Origin of the sequence: Streptomyces sp. NPDC005963 (assembly GCF_040638655.1) — a bacterium.
In the GTDB taxonomy this organism is placed as follows: Bacteria; Actinomycetota; Actinomycetes; order Streptomycetales; family Streptomycetaceae; genus Streptomyces.
Genome location: NZ_JBEXVD010000069.1, coordinates 1 through 4,495 on the forward strand (window position 1 = coordinate 1; position 4,495 = coordinate 4,495).

Here is a 4,495-nt window from a genome sequence, read left to right on the forward strand (position 1 = left end):
CCGGTGACGGCGTGGGGGGTGATGCCGTGGGTGGTCCAGAGGTGGGCGAGGGAGACCATGAGGGCCCAGAGCGCGGGTTGGATGACATCGACCCGCTGCAAGAGCTTCTCATCGTCGAGGATGTCGTGCAGACGCCACCCGGTGTGGGGTTCCAAGGCTTGTGCACACTCATCGAGGCGTTGGGCGAAGGCGGGGGACTCGGTGGCGAGGTGGAGTCCCATTCCCGGCCATTGAGACCCCTGACCAGGGAAAACCCACAACAACTTCCCCGGAGCGGAGGGAACGGTGCCTTGGATGAGTCCGGGGGTTTCGGTCCCGCCGGCCAGCGCATTCAACCGGGCGAGGACGGTGTTCCGGTCTTCGTCACGGGTGAGGATCACAGCCCGATGGTCGAACTGTGTACGGGTGGTGGCGAGGGCGTGGGCGACGTCGACCAGCGCTGGCCCGTCTTCACCGTTGAGATGGGTGGCGAGCTGCCGGGCTTGGGCCCGCAACGCATCCTCTGACTTCCCCGACAACAGCAACGGAATATCACCGACAGCATCCGCGGTGTCCGTGACTGCTTCTGTGGTGTTGGGTGCTTGTTCGAGGATGACGTGGGCGTTGGTGCCTGACACACCGAAGGAGGAGACCCCCGCACGCCGTGGTCGATCGGTGTCATACGGCCAGTCCTGCGGTTCGGTGAGGAGTTCCACCGCTCCGGTGGTCCAGTCGACCTGCGTCGACGGAGCGTCCACATGAAGCGTCCGCGGAAGCTGCTCGTGCTCCAGGGCCTTCACCATCTTGATGATCCCGGCGACTCCGGCAGCGGCCTGGGTGTGGCCGATGTTTGATTTGACCGACCCGAGGTGGAGCGGCCGGTCACCGGGGCGGTCCTGCCCGTAGGTGTTGAGCAGCGCCTGCGCCTCGATCGGGTCGCCGAGTCGCGTGCCGGTGCCATGGGCTTCGACGGTGTCGATGTCCTGCGGTGTGAGGCGGGCATTGGCGAGGGCTTGGCGGATGACGCGTTCTTGTGATGGCCCGTTGGGTGCGGTGAGTCCATTGGACGCACCGTCCTGGTTGACCGCGGAGCCTCGTACGACCGCGAGGACGCGGTGGCCGTTGCGTTGGGCGTCGGAGAGCCGCTCCAACAGCAGCATCCCCACGCCCTCCGCCATGCCGAACCCATCAGCGGCATCCGCGAACGCCTTGCACCGACCATCCGCCGCCAGACCACGCTGCCGCGAGAACGCGACCAGACCACTCGGCGTAGACATGATGGACGCGGCCCCGGCGAGTGCCAGGTCGCATTCGCCCTGGCGAAGGGATTGTGCGGCGAGATGCAGCGCCACCAGCGAGGACGAGCAGGCAGTGTCCACCGTCACCGCAGGACCCTCAAGCCCGAACGTGTACGACACACGACCTGAGAAGACGCTGGCCGCGCTGCCGGTGATCAAATAGCCCTCCAGCCCCTCTGGTGTCGGGGAGAGCAGTTCGCCGTAGTCCTGACCGTGGGTGCCGGCGAACACGCCGACGCGACCACCCCGCAGGGTCCCGGGCTCGATGCCTGCGCGCTCGATGGCCTCCCAGGAGGTCTCCAGCAGCAGTCGCTGCTGCGGATCCATCGCCAGAGCCTCACGCGGTGAGATCCCGAAGAACCCCGCGTCGAAGCCGCCCGCGTCCGACAGAAAGCCGCCGCTACGGACGTAACTCTTGCCCGTCTCCTCCGGGTCCGGGTCGTAGAGCGCATCGAGATCCCACCCGCGGTCAGTGGGGAACCCGGAAACCGCGTCCCGACCCTCTGCGACAAACTCCCAGAGCTCCTCCGGCGTTCTGATGTCTCCCGGGAAGCGGCAGCTCATCGACACGATCGCGATGGGGTCCGCCTCGGTGACGAGGGACGAACCGGCGGGATTCGCAGACTCCTGCCGTGAGCGGGTGGTCGACGCACCACGAATCTCGGACTGGAGATGGGCGGCGAGCGCCGCGACCGTCGGGTGGTTGAAGATCAGCGTGGGCGGCAGCCGAAGCCCGGTGGCCTTGTTGAGCCGGTTCCGCAACTCCACCGCCATCAAGGAGTCGAAGCCCAGCTCCTTGAAGGGGAGTTCGGTCTCCACTGCGTCCGGGCTCTCATGACCCAGTACCGTCGCGGTGCTGACCCGAACCATCTGAAGCAGAGCTTCCGCCAGCTTGTCATCGGGCAGAGCAGAGAGCCGGTCGGCGCCTCCGGACCGGGCCGTGCCGGCTGAGCGGCTGCGTGGACGGCGCGCTGTCGTCGGCACGAGGTCGCGCAGCAGAGCGGGCACGGGCTCGTCGCCGGTGCGCACACCCGCGAGGGTCAGACGTACGGGTACGAGTGCGGACTCGGCCGAGGTCAACGCCGCGTCCAGCAGGCCCAGCCCTTCCTCGGCAGAGAGTGCCGCCGTTCCACTCTTCGCCATCCTGCGCAGATCCGCATCGGTGAGCCGGCCACCCATGCCTCGCTCCTCTGCCCAGAGACCCCAGGCGAGAGCTGTGATGTCGGTGTGGTGTTGGGCGAAGGCGTCGAGGAAGGCGTTGGCGGCGGCGTAGTTCGCCTGGCCAGGGGCACCGAAGGTGGTGGCGGCCGACGAGAAGAGCACGAGGGCAGCGAGGTCGTGATCGCGGGTGAGGTGGTGGAGGTGGAGTGCCGCGTCTGCTTTGGGACGGAGGACGGTGTCGATGTGGTGGGGGGTGAGGGTTTCGATGGTGCTGTCGTGGAGGGTGCCGGCGGTGTGGATGACGGCGGTGAGGGGGTGGTCGGGGTCGACGGCGTTGAGGCTGTGTTCGAGTTCGGTGCGGTTGGTGGTGTCGCAGGCGGTGATGTGAACGGTGACGCCTTGGGCGGTCAGTTCATCGTGGAGCTCAGTGGCTCCGGGGGCGTTGGGTCCGCTTCTGCTGAGGAGGTGGAGGTGGCGAATGCCGTGCTGGGCAACGAGGTGTCGGGCGACGAGCGCACCCAGCCCGCCGGTGCCACCGGTGATGAGGACGGTCCCGTCGGGGTCAAGAGGCGAATCAGGCTGATCCGTAGGCAGGGCCACACGGTCCAGCCTGGCTGCTAGCAGGCCCCCCGTCCGCACCGCCAGTTGTGGTTCGTCCGCCAGGAGCACCGTACCCACGAGGTCGAGGGACGCCGGATCGTCGTCGGTGTCGACCAGCACGATGCGTCCAGGGTGCTCGGACTGTGCCGACCGCAGCAGCCCGAGTGATGAGGCGCCGACCAGTGCCGGAGCGGGATCGTCGGACCCGGTCCTGACGGCCCCTTGTGTCAGAAGGACCAGACGCGTCGAGGCGAAGCGCTCATCCGTGAGCCACCCCTGTACCTCGGTCAGCGTCCGGGCCAGCGTCGACCGGAGTTCACCGCTGAGGTCCGCACCTGACCTGGCGGCGGAAGTGAGGAGGATCGCGTCGGGGACCGTTTCGTCGGTTGCGACACCCGTCGCGAGCGAGGCGAAGTCCGGGTACGCGGAGGCCCGCAGGTGCTCCGCGACACCCATGGGGTCGTCGCCCAGGACGGCCCAGTTCGTGGGCGCGGTGCTGTCCGGTAGCGAGGGCACCGAAGGCAACGACCGCCACACCACTTGGAACAGCGAGTCCGAGGACGTGGTTTGCCCGACTCCGAGCTGTTCGGGAGTGGCGGGGCGTACGGTGATGGAACGTGCGGAGACAACCGGCCTACCCGTTTCGTCGGCCGCCTCCAGAGAGATCGAGTCCGTTCCGTTGCTCCGCAGCCTCACACGCAGCGCGGCTGCTCCGACGCCGTCGTACCGTACGTCGTTCCAAGAGAAGGCCAGACGTCCTGTGCCGTGCGACTCTGGATCGCCGCCCCCCGGCAGAAATGCCATACCGTGCAACGCCGCATCGAGTAGCGCCGGATGCACCGCATACTCTTCCGACTTCTCTGCCTCATCGTCCTGGAGTTGGACCTCGGCATAGACGTCGTCCCCCAGTCGCCAGGCTGCCATCAGCCCCTGGAAGGCGGGGCCGTAGCCGAATCCTCGCGAGAGCAGATGGTCGTAGAAGCCGTCGGTGTCGATCGGTTCCGATCCGGCGGGCGGCCAGCTCTCCACGGAGAAGTCGGCCGAGGGGGCGTCAGCGCCGAGGAATCCGCTGGCATGGCGCACCCAGGGACCGTCGTCAGCGCTGGAATGGATAGCGACCGTACGACGCCCCCCCTCGTCAGCGGCGCCGAGCCGGACCTGGAGTCGGACCGTCTCCCGCTCCGGTACGAACAGGGGAGCCTCGAAAGTCAACTCCTCCAACCAGTGGCATCCGACCTGCTCTCCCGCATAAGAGGCCAGCTCGATGAATGCCGTACCCGGCATGATGGCCGACTGCATGACGACATGGTCGCCCAGCCATGGATCCTTACCCGCGTCGATGTGTCCGGTGAACAGGACTTCGTCAGTTTCGGCGAGTTGGAGTGTGGTGGTGAGGAGTGGGTGGTGGGTGGGTGTGTGTCCGGGGGGTGTGGTGGTGGGGTTGGTGGGGTGGAGCC

The 4,495-nt window shown here is 67.4% G+C and carries 1 protein-coding gene; it reads right to left on the reverse strand.

The window, feature by feature from the left end; all coding sequences use genetic code 11:
- A partial coding sequence (locus tag ABZ348_RS34495; RefSeq protein WP_358939939.1) for a type I polyketide synthase occupies positions 1-4,495 on the reverse strand: 4,495 nt, incomplete at both ends.